The 16,966-nt window shown below is 66.0% G+C and carries 16 protein-coding genes; 12 read left to right on the top strand and 4 right to left on the bottom strand.

Annotated features, from left to right (window positions below):
• Positions 1 to 32: 32 nt before the first annotated feature.
• Positions 33 to 1,613 (top strand): ABC-F family ATP-binding cassette domain-containing protein, encoded by a 1,581-nt coding sequence (locus tag ACIBW7_RS08245; protein WP_397045311.1) that lies wholly within the window; start codon positions 33 to 35, stop codon positions 1,611 to 1,613.
• Here the strand turns inward: ACIBW7_RS08245 and ACIBW7_RS08240 are convergent.
• Positions 1,584 to 2,015 (bottom strand): nuclear transport factor 2 family protein, encoded by a 432-nt coding sequence (locus tag ACIBW7_RS08240; protein ID WP_397045309.1) that lies wholly within the window; start codon positions 2,013 to 2,015, stop codon positions 1,584 to 1,586. The genes ACIBW7_RS08245 and ACIBW7_RS08240 overlap by 30 nt on opposite strands.
• 78 nt (positions 2,016 to 2,093) lie before the next feature.
• Between ACIBW7_RS08240 and ACIBW7_RS08235 the strand changes: the two genes are divergently transcribed.
• The 4 genes from ACIBW7_RS08235 (at position 2,094) to ACIBW7_RS08220 (ending at position 5,717) form a co-directional block, all read left to right on the top strand.
• On the top strand, positions 2,094 to 2,594 hold the full coding sequence (locus tag ACIBW7_RS08235; protein ID WP_397045307.1) for a winged helix-turn-helix transcriptional regulator: 501 nt from the start codon (positions 2,094 to 2,096) through the stop codon (positions 2,592 to 2,594).
• 68 nt (positions 2,595 to 2,662) lie between these two features.
• The gene (locus tag ACIBW7_RS08230) at positions 2,663 to 3,928 is read left to right on the top strand and encodes a hypothetical protein (protein WP_397045305.1); all 1,266 of its coding nucleotides are present in this window, start codon (positions 2,663 to 2,665) and stop codon (positions 3,926 to 3,928) included.
• A gap of 79 nt (positions 3,929 to 4,007) precedes the next feature.
• Positions 4,008 to 5,279, top strand: a complete 1,272-nt coding sequence (locus tag ACIBW7_RS08225; RefSeq protein WP_397045303.1) for a hypothetical protein — start codon at positions 4,008 to 4,010, stop codon at positions 5,277 to 5,279.
• Positions 5,280 to 5,351: 72 nt separating this feature from the next.
• Positions 5,352 to 5,717: a DUF4345 domain-containing protein gene (locus ACIBW7_RS08220; protein ID WP_397045301.1), complete on the top strand. Its 366-nt coding sequence runs from the start codon at positions 5,352 to 5,354 to the stop codon at positions 5,715 to 5,717.
• A 43-nt stretch (positions 5,718 to 5,760) separates the two neighbouring features.
• On the opposite strand, the gene ACIBW7_RS08215 is transcribed toward ACIBW7_RS08220, so the two are convergent.
• Complete coding sequence (locus ACIBW7_RS08215) at positions 5,761 to 6,306, bottom strand: helix-turn-helix domain-containing protein (protein ID WP_397045299.1); 546 nt, start codon at positions 6,304 to 6,306, stop codon at positions 5,761 to 5,763.
• A gap of 80 nt (positions 6,307 to 6,386) precedes the next feature.
• On the opposite strand from ACIBW7_RS08215, the gene ACIBW7_RS08210 reads away from it, so the two are divergent.
• From ACIBW7_RS08210 to ACIBW7_RS08190, 5 genes are all read left to right on the top strand, one after another.
• Positions 6,387 to 7,655 (top strand): serine aminopeptidase domain-containing protein, encoded by a 1,269-nt coding sequence (locus ACIBW7_RS08210; protein WP_397045297.1) that lies wholly within the window; start codon positions 6,387 to 6,389, stop codon positions 7,653 to 7,655.
• Positions 7,656 to 7,817: 162 nt separating this feature from the next.
• Positions 7,818 to 8,777, top strand: coding sequence for an acyl-ACP desaturase (locus ACIBW7_RS08205; RefSeq protein WP_397045295.1), 960 nt, complete (start codon positions 7,818 to 7,820; stop codon positions 8,775 to 8,777).
• A gap of 105 nt (positions 8,778 to 8,882) precedes the next feature.
• Positions 8,883 to 9,833: a hypothetical protein gene (locus tag ACIBW7_RS08200; RefSeq protein ID WP_397045293.1), complete on the top strand. Its 951-nt coding sequence runs from the start codon at positions 8,883 to 8,885 to the stop codon at positions 9,831 to 9,833.
• Between the two features lie 214 nt (positions 9,834 to 10,047).
• Positions 10,048 to 11,301, top strand: coding sequence for an adenylosuccinate synthetase (locus ACIBW7_RS08195; protein WP_397045291.1), 1,254 nt, complete (start codon positions 10,048 to 10,050; stop codon positions 11,299 to 11,301).
• Between the two features lie 58 nt (positions 11,302 to 11,359).
• The gene (locus ACIBW7_RS08190) at positions 11,360 to 11,986 is read left to right on the top strand and encodes an NUDIX hydrolase (RefSeq protein WP_397045289.1); all 627 of its coding nucleotides are present in this window, start codon (positions 11,360 to 11,362) and stop codon (positions 11,984 to 11,986) included.
• 33 nt (positions 11,987 to 12,019) lie between these two features.
• On the opposite strand, the gene ACIBW7_RS08185 is transcribed toward ACIBW7_RS08190, so the two are convergent.
• Together ACIBW7_RS08185 and ACIBW7_RS08180 are read right to left on the bottom strand one after the other, a co-directional pair.
• Positions 12,020 to 12,352 carry a YnfA family protein gene (locus ACIBW7_RS08185; RefSeq protein WP_397045287.1) on the bottom strand — a complete coding sequence of 111 codons (333 nt, stop codon included), beginning with the start codon at positions 12,350 to 12,352 and terminating at the stop codon, positions 12,020 to 12,022.
• Positions 12,353 to 12,388: 36 nt separating this feature from the next.
• The gene (locus tag ACIBW7_RS08180) at positions 12,389 to 13,108 is read right to left on the bottom strand and encodes a metallophosphoesterase (protein WP_397045285.1); all 720 of its coding nucleotides are present in this window, start codon (positions 13,106 to 13,108) and stop codon (positions 12,389 to 12,391) included.
• A gap of 215 nt (positions 13,109 to 13,323) precedes the next feature.
• Here ACIBW7_RS08180 and ACIBW7_RS08175 point away from each other — a divergent pair, with 215 nt between their 5' ends.
• Together ACIBW7_RS08175 and ACIBW7_RS08170 are read left to right on the top strand one after the other, a co-directional pair.
• On the top strand, positions 13,324 to 14,295 hold the full coding sequence (locus ACIBW7_RS08175; protein WP_397045284.1) for an alkaline phosphatase family protein: 972 nt from the start codon (positions 13,324 to 13,326) through the stop codon (positions 14,293 to 14,295).
• A 194-nt stretch (positions 14,296 to 14,489) separates the two neighbouring features.
• On the top strand, positions 14,490 to 16,895 hold the full coding sequence (locus ACIBW7_RS08170; RefSeq protein WP_040692327.1) for a RelA/SpoT family protein: 2,406 nt from the start codon (positions 14,490 to 14,492) through the stop codon (positions 16,893 to 16,895).
• The last annotated feature ends 71 nt before the right edge of the window (positions 16,896 to 16,966 follow it).

The raw sequence follows: 16,966 nt of genomic DNA, 5'->3' as shown, positions 1-16,966 counted from the left end.
CGCCGCATTCCCGCGCAACCTCTGGGGTCCACATGACCAATCTGTCTCTTTCCGATCTCACTTTCTCCTGGCCCGATGGCACCCCCGTCTTCGACGGTCTGGACGCGGTGCTCGGACCGGGCCACCTCGGCCTGGTCGGCGGCAACGGTGCGGGCAAGTCCACCCTGCTGCGGCTGATCGCGGGTGAGCTGGCCCCGGCGCGCGGTTCGATCTCGGTCACCGGACGGCTGGGTTACCTGCGCCAAGATCTCGGACTCGGCGACGGTCAGCGCGTAGACGCGGTGCTGGGCATCGCGGAGACGCGAAAGGCATTGCACCGCATCGAATCCGGCATCGGCGACGAGTCCGACTTCGATATCGTCGGCGCGCAGTGGGATGTCGAGGAGAGTGCCATCGCGCTGCTCGGCCGACTGGGCCTGCACTATCTCGCCGACTCGACCGAACAGCTGGACCGCCGCCTCGAAACCCTCTCCGGTGGCGAGACGCTGCTACTCGGCCTGGTCGCCGAGCTGCTGCGCGATCCGGATGTGTTATTGCTCGACGAGCCGACCAACAACCTGGATCACGTTGCCCGCCAACGCCTCTACGAGGTCGTCGCCCAGTTCTCCGGCACCGTCCTCACGGTCAGCCACGACCGCGAGCTGCTGGAGCGGATGTCCGCCATCGCCGAACTGCGTCAGGGGGAATTGCGTTTGTTCGGCGGCAATTTCAGCGAATACGAGCGGATTGTCGAAGCGGAGCAGGAGGTGGCGCGCGCAGCAATCCGGGACGCACGCAGTGATGTTCGCAAACAGGCACGCGAACTGGTCGAGACCCGGATCAAACTCGATCGCCGAGCCCGCTACGGGCAGAAGATGTTCGAGAACAAACGTGAGCCGAAGATCGTCATGGGCGCACGCAAACGCGCAGCGCAGGTGTCGGCGGGCAAGCTGCGCAATAACCACATCGAAAAGCTGGATACCGCGAAGGAGCAGCTGCAGCAGGCCGAGGACCTGTTACGCGACGACCGACAGATCCGGATCGACCTGCCGGACACCCGGCTGTACCCGGGCCAGGACGTCATCGATCTCGAGGAGGTGAGATTGGCGTGCGGTCCGACCGTGACATTGCGGGTCTCCGGTCCGGAGCGGATCGCACTGACCGGTCGCAACGGTGCGGGCAAAACCACGCTGCTGCACCGTATCGCCGCCGAACCGCCGCAGGTGCCGTGGCGCATACTGCCGCAGCGTCTCGACATCTTCGACGAACAGCGGACGGTCTTCGAGAATGTGGCCGCGGCGGCACCGCACGCCGCCGCCGAACAGATCCGAGCCCAACTGGCCCGCTTCCTGTTCCGCGGCGCCGACGCCGACGTCGCGGCGGCAGCCCTGTCCGGCGGTGAACGCCTGCGCGCGGCCCTGGCCATGCTCCTGCTCGCCGATCCGGCTCCGAAGCTCCTGCTGCTCGACGAGCCCACCAATAACCTCGACCTGCCCAGCCTCGAACACCTCACCCAGGCCCTGGCCAACTACGAGGGCGCACTGATCGTCGTCAGCCACGACCCCCGTTTCCTCGACGATATCGGGGTGACCAGACGTCTGGAACTAACCGGTGAGGGGCTGGTCGAAACGTGATAGCGCGCGCCGCATGACACCCGGATGACGAAGTAGGCGCGGCGCCAGCTTCACCGCCAGCAAGGTCAGCGGAAGCCAGGGCCGCAGGTGCGGTTCGAGTCGCCGGATGCGGCCGTCGGCGGCCAATTCGAGGATCATGGCCTCGGTCATCCGGAACGGTCCGACGGCGGCCTCGGCGAGCAGAACTCGGCGCGCACCCTCGCCGATGTGCTCGGTCCAGTGCAGCCGGCCGAGGCTGCCGTACGCCGCGGCCAGCAGGATGCGTAGATCCTGGTGACCGCGGAATACCAACCTGCCGGAGACCGGAGAGGTCAGCGCGGCGTCGGGTGCGAGGGTCGTCATCAGCGCATCGAAATCGCTGGCCTCCGTCGCCTCGCGAAACCGCGCCACAGCATCGGACATGTCTCGATCACTCCTTCAGTTGATTGTTTCGCAACGTATCGGAGTCACTTGCAAAAAGCAATGGACTACGCTGAGCGGGTGCCCAAAGCTGCCATGTCCGATATTGTGTGCTCGATCGCGCGAACGCTCGACGTGGTCGGGGAGCGGTGGACGCCGCTGATCCTGCGCGACCTGTTCGTCGGGGTGAACCGGTTCGAGGACATCCGCCGCGATCTCGGCATCGCCTCCAATGTCCTGACCGCGCGTCTGGATGCATTGCGGCAGTACGGGATTGTCGAAGCCAGGGCCTATCAGGCGAATCCGGTGCGCCACGAATATGTGCTCACCGAGCAGGGACGCGATCTGTATCCGGTGCTCACAATGCTCATCACATGGGGCGATAAATGGCTCGCCGGGCCCGCGGGGCCGCCCGCGCTGGTCGTGCATCGCGATTGCGGACATCCCACTTCCGGAGTGGTGGTCTGCCGTGACTGCGGCGGGCCGCTCACCGCCGACAATGTGGACTGGCGGCATGGTCCCGGCGCGCGGCGCGGACCCGGAACCATGCTGATCGGCGATCATCTGGAACCGGCGCCCTAGGTTCATCGGGTAACGCAAGTGTTTCGCTCGAGTTGATCGACGTGCTCGGCTGCAGCATGATCAATCCGATGGATCCGGTGTTGCGGGCGATAGCCGATGTCGATTGGGCCGAGCTGGAACATGCTTACGGCCCGGCGGCGGATGCTCCGGCGCACCTGCGGGCCCTGATGGACGGTGATGCCGAGTCCTGTGTCGACGCGGTCGGCTATCTCGACGCCGCGCTATTGCATCAGGGCAGTGTGTACTCCGCGACCGCGCCTTTCGTCGCGATCGTGGCCGAACTGCTGGCGCGTCCGCATACCGAGATGAAGGTCGAAGACATACTGCCGTGGGATCCTGGTGCGCGACCGTTGCGCGTCGCGCTGCTGGACTATCTCGAGGTCTTCGCGCAGGGGTGTTGTTCGGGGATCTCCGATGAGCAGTTGTATGCCGAGGCCTATCCATCCGGCCGTACCGAAGAGGATCTGCAGCGCGTCAAGGCGAATCGGCGCGCCGGGCTACTGGAATTAGGGCCCGATCCAGCGAATGCCCTTCTGGTGGAACATGTTCCGACGCCACCGGGCTTGCTGGCAGCCATCGATGACCACGAGTTCCGAGCGGCGATGCGGGCCAGGGACGAGATCGCTTGTCGTGCGGTTGTTCCCGGCGTGATCGAGGCGGTCGAGCCCCTGGTCGACGATCCGGATATGACGGTGCGCATGGCCGCGCTGCGGGCGCTGATCGAACTCACCGCGCACCCGGTCTATGCCGAGAAGCGGGGCGCGCTGCTGCAGCGGCTGGACGAGATCGCGCCGACCATGTCGAATCCGGTCGAACGCGCCACTGCCGCACGGATTTGCGGCCTCAATGGCGGCCGTCCGGAGCAACTGCTCGCCGATGTCCATCCCGGTGTGCGCACCTGCGCCGCCCTTGCGCCCGCATTCGCCGCCGAACAGCGTGCCACCGACGAACTTCTTGCCGCGCTGGAGCATCCGGAGGTCATCGACCGGTGGTTCGATCGCCATCTGCCCGGACAGGATGGCTGGCTGCGCCACGATGTCATCCGCGAACTCGTCAGCCGTATAGATGATTTCGAGACGCTGCTGCCCGCCGCGATCGAAGCCGCATGGGCGGCGAATCCGAGCACCGTGCACAACGACTGTATTTCCTTCCTGCGCAGAGCCTTTCCGGATACCATCGGCGTCGGATCCGAGCTGTCCGCCGCTCAACTGTCGTTCCTCGCGGTACTGGTGGAGATCGATGATCTGTGGCAGCTCGGTCAACTCGAACGCTGGCTCGATACCGCGGGCCTGCCCGGCGGGCGGGACGGCTGTCGTCGGCTCGTCGAGCAGTAACCGCTCGGTCCCACGTCCGCAGAGTAAGTGTAGGGTCCTGACTTTCGCCGCCGGAACGCGGACACGAGGATGTGTATCCATGGGAATCGAGTTGCACGCGGCGGGGGTATGCCGCGCGCCCACCGCGGACTTCCTCGATCAGGTGGGGGAGTGGCTGCTGACCGGCCCGGCCGGCGCGCGGGTCGGCTGGACCGCAACGTCCGCGCCACTGCGGAAATCGGTGGAGGTCTCCGGAGATCGCCTGCTGGCCGTGCTGCATCCTGCGGCCGAACCTGTCGATCTGCGTGCGGCGCACGGGCAGGTGGTGGTGAGCGCGGGTTGTGCGTCGGCCGGGCCGGGCTATCACCGGCACGTCGCGGCGGTGCTGCACGAAATGGGTCGGCGATTCGACATCGTGTGGGACGAGGGGACCGAGGATCCGCTCGGCTTGGGCGATGACCGCGCCGAGGTCGAACGCGACTATCTGGTGTGGATCCGCAGTCTCGCGGAGACGGTGCTGACCGAGGTGCCTGCCGAAGGTGCGTGGGTTTCGATCGGATTGTCGCTCGGCAGTGACCGTTTCGACTACGACGGGCTGGCCGCGAGCTGGTTGGGGCCGCGCGATCGCGACTGGTTCCAGGCCGTCCGCGATGGCGACGAGGCGGCCGCGCGCGCGTTCTTCCCGTGGTGGGAGGACGGTTGGACCGCGCCGACGATTCGCAATACCGCGATGGGCATCATGTGGAACGACGTGCGTTGGCGGGCACCATCGGACGCCGATGACACGCCCGCACTGCAGCAGGCCGATGCATTGCTCGCCGAGGCGCACCAGCTCGACGCGGCACTGGAACTGCCGTGGTCGGCCTGGCACGAGTTACGGCTGCTGCTCGGGGATTCGGCCGCCACCGCGCCGGGTGCGCCCGCCGATCTGTCCGCGCGGGCCGCCGCTGCGGACCAGGTATCGCTCGGCTACCGCCGCCGCCCGGTACACACCACACCGGTATCGGGGTGGAGCCTGCAGATTCCCGGGGATTTCACTTACGGCTGGGATGGCGATCGGTGGTGGGCCTGGGACGGCACCCGCCAGATCGAGATCACCATCCTGCGCGTCGGCGATCCGAAAACCGGGCCGCCACCGGCCGCGATGCTGCAATACGGCGCCAACGCGACCGCCGGTCATCGCGGCGAACCGGTCAGCGGCGGTCCCGGTGACGGATGGTGGTTGCCCTCGGAGGACGGTGCGGAGGTCGGCGTGCAGGGGATCGCCAGTCGTCGCAATGGTGAATTGCTGCTGGTCACGATCAGTGTTCCCGGGACGCAACTGGATTGGGCGATCGAGGCCTGGCGCTCGCTGCAGTACAACGGCGACTGACCGCACGTTTGTGGAAGCGGGTGCCTGCTCCGGTCGAGCATGCTGGCCTTCCGGCTCGAACAGGAGGTTCCTTTGGCAACTGTCGTCAACACCGTCGTCGGCGTGTTCTTCCTCGCGATGGGTGTCTATGCCCTCGCGGCGCCCGCAGCACTGACCCGCCCCTTCGGCATTCGCCTCGAGCAATCCGAGGCTCGCTATGAGATCCGTGCCGTCTATGGCGGATTCGGTCTGGCGATGGCGGCAATGCTGGCGGTGGCGGCGACCCACGACGGATCCCTGCGCACCGGAATCATGATCACCATCGGAGTCGCACTCGGCGGAATGGCATTCGGCCGCATCGTATCCGCGGTAATCGATGACCGAGTCGCCTTCTACCCCAACTGGTTCTACTGCATTGTCGAGACGGTTGCGGCCGCGGCCTTGGTGTCGGTCTCCTGAGCCGATCGCGGTATCTGCTGTCGACCCATCCGCTCGTATCCGGTCAGCGTCCCGTTCGGTCGCCCTCCGGTGCCTGGGCCAGCGGAAATAGGATCGGGCTCAGCAGGTACGGCGTACGGCCTTCGGTCGCGGCGTTCGATAGTCGGGGCAGTATCGCTGCCCGCAGGTCGGTGATGAGTTCGGTGAGTTCTTCGCTGCTGAGCCATACCGCATGCTGGCGATAGCCGACCAGATCGCCGATCGGATCGGCGTCATCGCTCTGCAGATAGGCCTGGAATTCGGTCAGCAAGGTGGCCATGGCAATGGGGAAGATCCGGCGATGGTCGGCGGGTGTCGCGGTTTCGGCATCGACCACCGCGCGTTCGCGGCGCAGGCGATAGCCGCGTTCCACCACGCCGCGCACTCGTTGTTCGCGGGCCACTTCGAGGATGCCGTGGTCGGCGAGCAGGTCGACGTGCCGATACACGGTGGCCTTCGAGATATCGGGCATGCGGGCGCTGAGCTGGGCGGTCGTCAGCACGCGGCCGCCGGCCATGGCATGCACGATCCGCAGTCGCACCGGGTGGGCGAGTAGCTCCATCGGGTCCATGGGCTAATGTTCTCATCTCTGATACTGTTCGCAAAGTTGAGATCAATCGGGCTGATGCGCCTGGAGAGCAGGAGGATCCGATGTCGTCGATCGCACCCACCGGCATCGAAGTGGTCGAGCATCTGTGCTCCGGTCGGTATGCGCACGTGCACGGGATGTTCGCGGCCCATCTGCAAGCGCTGGTATCGGCCGAAAAGCTGGGTACCGCTTGGGAATCGGTCGTCGATCGGTACGGATCGGTGGTCGAGGTGGGTGCTGCGGTGAGCGAGGCTGGTGCGGTGCGGGTGCCCGTGCGGCTCGAACGCGGCGAGGTGGTGGTCGGGATGACGATCGACGATGTGGATCGCCTCACAGGCCTGCAACTGAGGCCGCCCGCCGCGCCGTGGCAGCCGCCCGACTACGCCGACCCGGAGTCCTTCGACGAGGAGCAGGTGTCGATCGGGCAGGCACCGTTCGTCGTTCGGGGCACCATCAGCCTGCCGCGGCGGCCGCGGTCGTGTCCGGCGGTTGTGCTGCTCGCAGGCGGTGGACCGTTCGACCGTGACATGACGACGGGCTCGAATAGGCCGCTCGCGGATATCGCCTGGGGATTGGCCAGCCATGGGATCGCGGTGTTGCGTTTCGACAAGGTCACCCATACGCACGCCGGTGCGGTCGCGGGGCTCGAATCGTTCACCGTGACCGATGAATACGTGCCCTATGCGGTCGCGGCCGTGCACGCGCTGTGTGCGCACCCGGCCGTCGATGCGGATCGGGTCTTTGTGCTCGGGCACAGCATGGGTGGAAAGATCGCGCCACGGGTCGCGGCCGCCGAACCGTCGGTGGCGGGTCTGATCGTCATGGCCGGTGATGCCTCGCCGATGCACTGGGCCGCGGTGCGGGTCACGCGTTATCTCGCGACGTTGGAGCCCGATGGTGGTGCCGCCGCGCAGACCGCGATCGAGGCAATCGTTCGGCAGGCGCAATTGGTCGACAGTGCACTGACGGGGTCGACTCCGGCCAGTGAGCTACCCCTCGGGTTGTCCGCGTCGTATTGGTTGGATTTACGGGACTACGATCCGGTCGCGGCCGCCGCCGCGCTGGGCAAGCCGATGTTCATCCTGCAGGGTGGGCGGGACTATCAGGTCACCGTCGATGACGACTTGTCGCTGTGGCGGACTGGACTCGCTGATCGGGCGGAGGTGACGATCCGGGTGTACGACGCCGATGACCACCTGTTCTTTCCGGGTGTGGGTCCTTCGACTCCGGCGGACTACGCACCGGCGCAGCATGTTGATCCGCAAGTGATTTTCGATATCGTCAGCTGGCTCGCGGCCGCGGCGTCGATCGAACCCCGGCAGATTCAGTAGTCGCGACGCCGTCCGCGGCGATACCGTGTCGGCCCGTCTTCGCGATAACAGTAGTGAACCGTTGTGTCTCTGGCGAAACGAATTCGCCGCAGGGGATTTCGGCGGCGCGGCAATCGGGGCACTCTGGAAGAGAGCCCCTGATCCGATGACAGGAATCCGATCGTGACACGTACCTTGACACAGCTGGAGTTGCTGACCGAACTCGAACCCGTTGCCGAACGAAATCTCAACCGTCACCTATCGATGGCCAAGAACTGGCACCCGCACGACTATGTGCCGTGGGACCAAGGCCGCAATTTCGCCGAGATGGGCGGAATCGATTGGGAACCAGCGCAGTCCCAGTTGAGTGAACTGGCCAAAGCCGCGATGGTCACCAATCTGCTGACCGAAGACAATCTGCCGTCCTATCACCGACTGATCGCCGAATCCTTCTCCCAGGACGGCGCCTGGGGCACCTGGGTGGGGCGGTGGACCGCCGAGGAGAACCGGCACGGGACCGCCATGCGTGACTATCTCGTCGTCACCCGCGGGGTGGACCCGGTTGCGCTGGAACATGCGCGGATGGTCTGCATGACAACCGGGGTGCAGCACCCGACCGGGGTGGACGACAACGGATTCCTACCCGGCGTCGCCTACGTGACTTTCCAGGAGCTGGCGACCAGGGTCAGCCACCGCAATACCGGCCGGGTCTGCAACGACGCGATCGCCGACCGGATGCTGCAACGCATTTCCGCCGACGAGAACCTGCACATGGTCTTCTACCGCAATCTCTGCGGTGCTGCCATAGATCTGGCTCCCGACCAAGCGCTGGTAGCGATCTCCGCGATCATCCGCAACTTCCAGATGCCGGGTGCGGGCATGCCGAACTGGCGTCGCAACAGCGTGTTGATGGCCAAACACGGCATCTACGATCTGCGCCAGCACCTCGAGGAGGTCATCACACCGGTGCTGCGCAAGTGGAATGTCTTCGAGCGCAACGACTTCGGAGCCCGCGGTGAACAGGCGCGGGAGGAGCTCGGCGTATTCCTCGAGCAGCTCGGCAAGGATGTGCTCAAGTTCGAGGAGCAGCGCGACCGGGCACTGGCGCGTGAGGCGCGCAAGCGCGAATGGCAGGACGCCTGAGCCGATCCCGCTGGATCGATGATCTTGGTCTCGACCAGCGGACTCTTGACGAGCCGAGTTTTAGTCTCATACACTAAAACAAGGTTCACGAGAGGAAGTGATGACATGGGATACGGACATTGGGACGACACCGCCTACCGCGCGGCCAAGACCTTCCGAGCCAGCCGGGGTCTGGACGACTTCGGATACACCGCGGAGATGCAGGGCCGGCCGTATTCGGATTGGCGGGCGCATCCCGCGCTCGAACCGCTCGGCGTCACCGTGCGTGAATGCCGGGATTCGGCCGAGCACGGCAACTCGCTGCCGATCGCGGTGCTGTTCGACGTCACCGGATCGATGGGGCGGGTGCCGCGGATCATGCAGGACAAGCTCGGGAAATTGCACGGGCTGCTACAGCGCAAGGGCTATGCGGAGGATCCGCAGATCATGTTCGGCGCCATCGGCGATGCCGATACCGATCGCGTGCCGCTGCAGGTCGGGCAGTTCGAATCCGACAATCGGATGGACGAGCAGTTGCGCAATATCCTGCTGGAGGGTGGTGGCGGCGGACAGAAGTCCGAAAGTTATGAACTGGCGGCATATTTCATGGCCACTCATATCGTGACCGACGCATGGGAACGGCGCGGTAAGCGCGGCTACCTGTTCATCATCGGCGACGAGCTGAACAAGGCGAAGTTGGCGGGGCGGCATATCCGCGGCGTCATCGGCGATCACGTGCGCACCGATATCGAGGTCGCATCGATCTATCGGGAACTGGCCCAGCGCTGGCACGTGTACTACATCCTGCCGAACCAGTCGAGCTATTTCGACGATCCCGAGATCGCCGAGCACTGGCAGGGATTGCTCGGCCAGAACTTCATGAAGCTCGACGATCCCGCCGCGGTCTGCGAGCTCATCGCACTCACCATCGGGCTGGAGGAAGACCGCATCGACGTGCATGCCGGACTCGCGGATCTGCGTGACGTGGGGTCGACGGTGGAGGCCGATTCGGTCGGAAAGGCGTTGGGCGTCAAGGCGCGACCGAGTATCCGCGCCCTGTCACGGGGGCGGAGCTGAATCCGGCAAGTATTGGAGTGCTGCCGCTCCGGTGTGGGGGCGGCTAGCGCGCGGGCACGCTGCTGATCTGCAGCGCCGCGCCTGTGACCGACGCCGCAGTCGCATGTGGATGGCGGGTGCACAGGGCCGAATCGTGGTGCCCAGCCATCGCAGCGGCTCGCGTCGAATGTCCGCGCTTTCGAACGCATCTCAATGGAAAGGCAAGGGGTGAAAGGTGATTCCGTCGCACATTATCGTGCTCGACCTAGGGTTCGGGGATGCGGGGAAGGGGGCGACGGTCGATTGGCTCTGCTCACCGGAAGCGGGGCCGGCCGTATCGGCGGTCGTGCGATTCAACGGCGGTGCGCAGGCCGCGCACAATGTGATCGCCGACGGTCGCCATCACAGCTTCGCGCAGTTCGGATCCGGAACCTTTTCCGGTGTGCCGACGCTGCTCTCGCGGCACATGCTGGTCGAGCCGATCGCGGTGGCGAGTGAATCGCGGCAGCTTGCGGCACTCGGTGTGCGGGATCCGCTGTCGCTCTTGCAGATCGACGGCCGAGCATTACTCACGACCCCGATCCATATCGCCGCCAACCGTGCTCGCGAGGATGCGAGGGGTTCCTCGCGGCACGGTTCCTGCGGTCGCGGCATCGGCGAAACAGCCAGTTACGCACTCGAATACGATGCGCCGACCGTCTCGGACTGCCTGCGCCCCGACGTTCTGTACGCCAAGCTGCAGGCGATGGCGGCACACTATGGGCCGCTGATCGCGCCGAGCGCGCACCGCTACGAAGCGATTCGCGATCTGGTCGACATGTACCGCGAATTCGCCGCCGCCGTACGCATCGTCGACGGCACCGAACTTGCCCGCCTGGCGCAACGCGGCCGCCTGATTTTCGAAGGCGCACAAGGCGTTCTCCTCGACGAATGGCGCGGCTTCCACCCGCACACCACCTGGTCCACCGTCGAACCGCGCAACGCACGCGCCCTGCTCGCCGAAATCGGCGCCCCCGCTTACACACTCGGCGTCACCCGCACCTACATGACCCGCCACGGCGCGGGACCATTCCCCACCGAAGACCCCACCATGACCATCTCCGAACCGCACAACACCACCGGCCCCTACCAAGGCCATTTCCGACGCGGCCACCTCGACCCTATCCTGCTCCGCTACGCCATCGAGGTCTCCGGCGGCATCGACGGCCTCGCCCTCACCCATCTGGACGCACCCGGAACCGGCTACGCCGCAACGGGATACGCGACTACGCGCGGGGTAATCGACCGCCTCGAACCAGGCCGCTGGCAAGACCTCGACCGCCAACGCGACCTCACCGCCCTGCTGACCACGGCCGATCCGTTGCTGACAGCCGTGCCGGCCGACCCGGTGCCCTGGCTGGAACGTCAACTCGGTGCCCCGATAGTCCTGACCGCAGACGGCCCGGACCGTCGCAACCGGACCCAGACCCGGGTCGTCGCCGCTGCCTAGTACTCAGTTGGTGTGCCACTCGGTCGAAGCCGGCCGGGGTGCGGCAGGATGGGGTGGCGTGGAGCAATCCGTGGTTTCGGTTGATGTGGTGGCATTGCGGTTCTGGGCCGACGATGCCGGGATGACCGTGGGTATCGCGCCACGGGAGATGGAGCCGTTCACCGGGCAGCTGGCGCTGCCGGGGGTGCTGCTCGGGCGGGGGGAGCGGTTGGTCGCGGCGGCGCGGCGGGCGGTGCATACCAAGTTGGGCGTACCGGAAGCCGCGATCGGGGCGGTCGGGCAGTTGGTGACCTTCGACGAACCCAATCGCGACCCGCGCGGGCCGACGCTGTCCATTGCCATGTGGGCGGTGGTCGGGCCGCATGAGGGGCCCGCGCAATGGGTTTCGTTCGATGCGATGCCCGAATTGGCCTTCGACCACAATCGCATCGTCGATGCCGCCCGCGGCCTGCTGGCCCGTCTGCTCTGGAAGGATCTGGTTTTCACCAGAGCGCTGACCGGTGACGAATTCCCCGCGACCCGTGCGGTGGAACTCAGCTCCTCCGTCCTCGGCGCCCGCCCCGACCCGGCGAACCTGAACCGCACCCTCGCCGCCATCTCCGGCCTGGAACGCACCACCGAACGCCGACGCGTCAAAGCCACCGGCCGTCCCGCCGCCGTCTGGGCCTTCACCCCCGGCGAATAACGCGCCGCGTCAACGTTTTCCACGCAGCGGTGTTCAGTCGCGTGGGGCGTACATGATGACGGCTACGCCGAGGAGGCAGAGGGTGGCGCCGAGGTAGTCCCAGCGGTCGGGGTGGAATTTGTCGACGATCATGCCCCAAGCGAGGGAGCCGGCCACGAACACGCCACCGTAGGCGGCCAGGATGCGGCCGAAGTTCGGGTCCGGTTGGAAGGTGGCGACGAAGCCGTAGGCACCGAGTGCGAGTACGCCTGCCGCGATCCAGAGCAGGCCGCGATGTTCACGCCAGCCCTGCCAAACCAGCCAGGCGCCGCCGATCTCGGCGAGTGCGGCAAGGGCGAACAGCAACAGCGACCGGGCGATCGTCATGCGGTAGAACGTACCGCCCGGTCTACGGTGAGCGCTCTACACCTCGTAAACCGCATACGTGCGTCCGAGCACCGGATAGGACACATTCCGCACCGGCACCCCACCCGCAGTGCGTCCGAATTCCGTGCCTCCGTGCGCGTGTCCATGAACCGCCAGCACGGCACCGCCGGCGTCCACGGCCGCACCTAGGTCGTGACAGCCCAGCCCCGGGTAGATCTTCGGCGGTTCACCCACAAGTGTGTCGATGATCGGCGCGAAATGCATTACGGCGATACGTGTTTCGCACTCCAGCGATTCCAGCGCCTGACGCAGCCGCAATGCGTCCAACGGCCCGCGCCGCATCCGGGCACGGTGCTCGGCGCTGCCTTCGTCGGGTGTGCCCGGGTAGTCGGGAAACCCACCGCTGCCACCCATCACACCGGCGATACCGACCTGCCGCCCGCGCAACTCGAGCGTGATCGCATCGCCGTCGAGCACATGCACGCCGAGTGCGATGAGCATGGCCGCGATGCGGTACCCGAGCCGTCGATCGTGATCGTGATTGCCGAGCACCGCTACCACCGGCATCGCGAGTCCGGCGATCTCGGTGCACAGCAGATCCGTTTCGTGCGGCCCGCCGCCCTCGGTGAGATCGCCGCCGAGCAGCAGCACATCGGCGTTCAGTCGAAGGAAGTCCGGGCGGAAACGTCCCGCGACGGCGTCGCGCATATGCAGATCCGCGACGGCGGCGATCCGAAGAGGTGCAGCGGGGGACATGGCGGTCAGCCAGCCACACGCTGGACGGCGTGTCAACCGCCTTCTACTGTTCATCTCGCCGATACGTACCCGTGAGCAGTGTGAATAGCTATTGGCTATCGCGAGTTCAGTGGCTGTTCAGCAAGGCGACCGGCGATGGCGAGACCGATGAAACGTCCGTGAACACTCACTCGGTGCGCTACCGAAAGGCACTGTCGTACCGGATCGTTCGGGATATGAGCGCGCGAACCGCAGCGACCACGTCCCTCGCACGCAGGCAACTTTTCTCCGGCGCCGTTGCTGTCGCGGCCGTTTCGACCGTCCTCGCCACCGGGCGTGCGCAGGCCGCCCCCCAAGCCGACAAGGTCGTCCTCATCGGACTGGACGGCACGATGTACCGCAAGATCGAGGAGGTGCGGGCGCCGAACCTGTTGCGGCTCAGCGCCGAAGGCACCCTCGGCCGCGGCTCCATTTCCCCGCATATCTCCATCTCCGGCCCGTCCTGGGCCACCGTGCTCACCGGCGTCTGGGGCAGCAAACACGGCATTACCGACAACAACTTCGACGCCACCCCGTTCGCGAAATATCCGACGGTCTTCACCCGCCTCGAACGCCACGATCCAACCCTCAAAACCCAGTCCATCGCCACCTGGGATCAGATCGCCACCATGACGGCCAGCGGCGATCCACGCGCCGACGTCGTCATCTCCACCCCGCTCGTCCCCGATGACGACAACGAAAGCGCCACCGACGCCGCCACCACCGACAGCGTGGTCACCGCCATCACCAAATACGCCCCGGACTTCGTCTTCACCCACCTCGACCAGGTCGACCGCGCCGGCCACCAGCACGGCGGCGCGTCCGGCGAATACCGCGACGCCGTCACCCGCATCGACGCCCTCGTCGGCCGCATAGTCGCCGCCGTGGACGCTCGCGCTCGCGCCAACCCCGCCGAACGCTGGACCATCCTGGTCACCACCGACCACGGCCACCGGCCCAAGGGCGGCCACGGCGGCCAAACCCCCGACGAGACAGCCAGTTTCGTCATCGCCCGCGGCCCGAACTTCCTCGCGGGCGCGACCAGTTCCAGCTTCTCGCTGGTCGATATCACCCCCACCGTGCTCGATATCTTCCACGCCCCGCTCGACCCGGACTTCGACGGACAATCGCGCATCCGCCAGCCCGTTGAACCTTTTACCAGCCGATAAGGCACCTTTCGCACGCTCCGCTCGTTGTCGCCGCATACGATCGCCAGCGCCGCAATTCACCCGCATAACCGGGGCATTTTCCGACTCGGCAACCTCGGATCGGGCAGGTGACCTGCGCGCGGACTAAAGTTGTGGTCTGGGCGGTTGCAGCGGTCGGATACTGTGGTCCGATCGCGGCGTGGAGAGGTGGTGGCATGACTCAGCATCTGGGCGAGGCGAATGTCGAGCAATCGGCAGGTGCCCCGCAGTCGAATGGTGCGGCCGCCTCGGATGTGACCACGCCGAAACCGCAGATGAGCGGCGGTGCCGCACCGGCGCGTCAGCCCGGGACCACGGCCGCGGTCCCGACTTCCGCCTCGCGGCGGGTACGCGCCCGCCTGGCCCGGCGCATGACCGGCCAGCGCGGTATCGCGGCGGTCAAGCCGGTGCTCGAACCGCTGGCCAGCGTGCATCGGGAGCTGTATCCGAAGGCGAATCTCACGCTGCTGCAGCGCGCCTTCGACGTGGCCGACGAGCGCCATGCCCACCAGTTCCGCAAGTCCGGTGATCCCTACATCACCCACCCGCTCGCGGTCGCCAATATCCTCGCCGAACTGGGCATGGACACCACCACACTGGTCGCGGCGCTGCTGCACGACACCGTGGAGGACACCGGCTACTCGCTCGAGCAGTTGACCGAGGACTTCGGCGCCGAGGTCGCGCATCTGGTCGACGGCGTCACCAAGCTGGACAAGGTCAACCTGGGCGCCGCCGCCGAGGCCGAGACCATCCGCAAGATGATCATCGCGATGGCGCGCGACCCGCGCGTTTTGGTGATCAAGGTGGCCGACCGCCTGCACAACATGCGCACCATGCGGTTCCTGCCGCCGGAGAAGCAGGCGAAGAAGGCCAAGGAAACCCTCGAGGTGATTGCGCCGCTGGCACACCGCCTCGGTATGGCCACGGTCAAATGGGAGCTCGAGGACCTCGCGTTCGCGATTCTGCACCCGAAGAAGTACGACGAGATCGTGCGCCTGGTCGCCGACCGCGCGCCGTCGCGCGATACCTACCTGGCGCGGGTGCGGGCGGAAATCGTGAATACGCTTGCGGCGTCGCGGATCAACGCGATCGTCGAGGGTCGACCCAAGCACTACTGGTCGATCTACCAGAAGATGATCGTCAAGGGTAAGGACTTCGACGATATCCACGACCTGGTCGGCATCCGCATCCTGTGCGACGAGGTACGCGACTGCTACGCGGCGGTCGGTGTCGTGCATTCGCTGTGGCAGCCGATGGCAGGCCGGTTCAAGGACTACATCGCCCAGCCGCGCTATGGCGTCTACCAGTCGCTGCACACCACGGTCGTCGGGCCCGACGGTAAGCCGCTGGAAGTGCAGATTCGCACCCAGGACATGCACCGCACGGCCGAATTCGGCATCGCCGCGCACTGGCGCTACAAGGAGACCCGCGGCAAGCATTCCAACGACTCCACCGAAGTCGACGATATGGCGTGGATGCGTCAACTGCTCGACTGGCAGCGGGAGGCCGCCGATCCGGCCGAATTCCTGGAGTCGTTGCGCTTCGACCTGAAGTCGCCCGAGATCTTCGTGTTCACCCCGAAGGGTGATGTGATCACGTTGCCGCAGAAGTCGACTCCGGTCGATTTCGCGTACGCCGTGCATACCGAGGTCGGGCACCGCTGCATCGGTGCGCGGGTCAACGGCCGGCTGGTCGCACTGGAACGTCAGCTCGAAAACGGTGAGGTCGTCGAGGTATTCACCTCGAAGGCGCAGAACGCAGGACCCAGCCGCGACTGGCAGAACTTCGTGGTCTCTCCGCGCGCCAAGGCCAAGATCCGGCAGTGGTTCGCCAAGGAACGCCGCGAAGAGGCCCTGGAAAGCGGTAAGGAGCAGATCTCCAAGGAGGTCCGCCGCGTCGGGCTGCCGCTGCAGCGGTTGATGAGCGTGGATGCGATGACCGCCGTCGCGCACGAACTGCACTACACCGACATCTCCACCCTCTACACCGCCGTCGGTGAGCACCAGGTGTCCGCGCATCACGTCGTGCAGCGATTGATGGCGCAACTCGGCGGCATCGGTGATGTCGAGAATGAGCTCGCCGAGCGCTCCACCCCGTCGACGACGCCGAGCCGACAGCGCGTGACCGGTGACGCGGGGGTGCTGATCCCCGGTGCGTCGGGCACGGTGGCGAAGCTGGCCAAGTGCTGCACCCCGGTCCCCGGTGACGAGATCATGGGCTTCGTTACCCGCGGCGGCGCGGTCAGCGTGCACCGCACCGACTGCACCAATGCCGGTTCGCTGCGCGAACAGGCCGAGCGCATCATCGACGTGGAGTGGGCGCCCTCGCCGTCCTCGGTCTTCCTGGTCGCCATTCAGATCGAGGCACTCGACCGCACCCGACTGCTGTCGGATGTGACCAAGGTGCTCGCCGATGAGAAGGTGAATATCCTGTCCGCCTCGGTCGCCACACACGGCGACCGGGTCGCGATCAGCAAGTTCACCTTCGAGATGGGCGATCCGAAACACCTCGGCCACTTGCTGAATGTGGTCCGCAATGTGGAGGGCGTCTACGACGTCTACCGGGTGACCTCGGCCACCTGAACCGCACCCCGTCAACCTCGCTGGACATAGCCGGCGTACCCGCATGGAAAGTTGCGGTTGTCTGCCCGGGT

The organism is Nocardia sp. NPDC049526 (assembly GCF_044465765.1).
GTDB lineage: Bacteria > Actinomycetota > Actinomycetes > Mycobacteriales > Mycobacteriaceae > Nocardia.
The sequence above is the reverse complement of the archived record's forward strand: the minus strand, read 5'-3'. Positions and strand labels throughout refer to the sequence as shown.